Source organism: Streptomyces sp. ATLC9 (assembly GCF_057196705.1).
The window spans coordinates 1-1,513 of sequence record NZ_JBXUOY010000496.1; the positions used below are offsets into that span (position 1 = coordinate 1).

Genomic DNA, 1,513 nt, shown 5'->3' on the forward strand with positions numbered 1-1,513 from the left:
GTGCTGGTGCGCTCCTGCTCGGGGTCGCCGGGGGCGCGGCAGGAGGTGCAGTCGTAGCTGCCGGGGGCGCTGTCACCGGCGATCAGCCGGGCGGCTTCCTCCTCGCCGCTGCGGTCCCCGGGCAGGGCCCGGAACAGACGCCGGTACTCGGCGTACAGCGCGTCGTAGATCGGAGTGGCCGGGAAGTGGCCCGGCATGGGCTCGTGGGGGGCGCGCATTCCCGGGATCTGGCCGCGGTTGAGGTGCGCGTTGTGGGGGCGGGAAGGTTCGTAAGGCTGCACGTCAGTGCCAACGACCACACCGCCCGGCGGATGCGGGGCCGGGAGGGGGAAACCCCGGCGGCAGGGGGAAGCGGCGGGGCCGCGGACCCTCAGGTTCCCGCCAGCGGCATGGCCGCGGCCACCAGGAGGCCGCCCGCGGCGGCCTTCTCCAGCGCCTCGCGCAGCAGGTCCTCACGCGGTTGCTGGCCGATGGTGCCGACCGGTGCGGCGTAGACGTGGACCGTCCGGCTCCGGTTGGCGGCGGTACGCCAGTCGTCCGTGACGGGCAGCGGCTGGTGCGCCTGCCACCAGGAGGCGGGCCGCCCGCCGGCGGGACCCGGCTGGAGGATGGCGTGGAGCCGGCCCATGGCCAGCAGGACGGACCAGCCGCCGACCGGCACGGGGGCCCGTGCCACGTCGTTCACCGGCATGAAGCCCTGCTCGATGAGGAGCGGCAGGAAGTCGTCGCCGGGGCCGTCGGATCCGGGGCGGGTGACGGGCGCGGTGGGTTCGACGACGAGAGCGGGATGGAGCTGGTCGTCGATGAGCACCTGGCCGCAGGTCACGCCCAGTACGGCCTGACGCGGGGCGGAGGCGGGGCCGGCGGGGGGAGCGCCGCCCGGTGCGGGAGCGCCGCCGTCCTGCCCGCCGGTGATGGTGCGCACGGCGTCCTTGAGCTGCTCCTCGGAGACCGGGACGACCTGGGACGGGATGCAGGTCGCGTGGGCGAAGGCGAGCACGGCCGTCTCCTCGCCGAGGAAGAGCACGGTGCTGGTGCGCTCCTGCTCGGGGTCGCCGGGGGCGCGGCAGGAGGTGCAGTCGTAGCTGCCGGGGGCGCTGTCACCGGCGATCAGCCGGGCGGCTTCCTCCTCGCCGATCTCGGCGCGGACGTCGTCGCTGACATCGAGCATGGGGGACACGGGGAAACTCCTGGCGTTCGGTTCTGGTTCACATGCACAACGGGGGACCGAGTGCCGTGGTAACGCGCCGGGGGGGAGCGCAGGTCGCACGGGCGGATGCGCGGTGTGCGACGCGCGCCGGTTCGTTCCGCTTCCCCCCGAAGGGCCGGGACGCGCGGGGGAGGCGACGGCCGCGAGCAGCCGCACGCGGCCCCGTGCGCGGTCCGCCGACCGGGTGGGGCCGGCGTCCCGCACCGGCGCGTTTGCGCCGGTCGCGCGCCCACACGGGCCTAGCGTGGAGAGGTGCCGCACATGTGCCTCGGCCCCCGGGCCGCCTCCGTCGCCGCTCCGCCC

Annotated in this window: 1 protein-coding gene and 1 pseudogene; both read right to left on the reverse strand. The window is 75.8% G+C overall.

Annotated elements, in window-relative coordinates; genetic code table 11:
- A pseudogene (locus tag AC2CJA_RS26620) lies at nt 1-218 on the reverse strand (hypothetical protein); the annotation flags it as partial.
- A gap of 152 nt (nt 219-370) precedes the next feature.
- The gene (locus AC2CJA_RS26625) at nt 371-1,171 is read right to left on the reverse strand and encodes a hypothetical protein (protein WP_484605206.1); all 801 of its coding nucleotides are present in this window, start codon (nt 1,169-1,171) and stop codon (nt 371-373) included.
- Nucleotides 1,172-1,513 lie beyond the last annotated feature (342 nt).

Excerpts from the sequence above, each read along its gene's own strand:
- AC2CJA_RS26625 (WP_484605206.1), bottom strand. The coding sequence starts at position 1,171 with ATGCTCGATGTCAGCGACGACGTCCGCGCCGAGATCGGCGAGGAGGAA.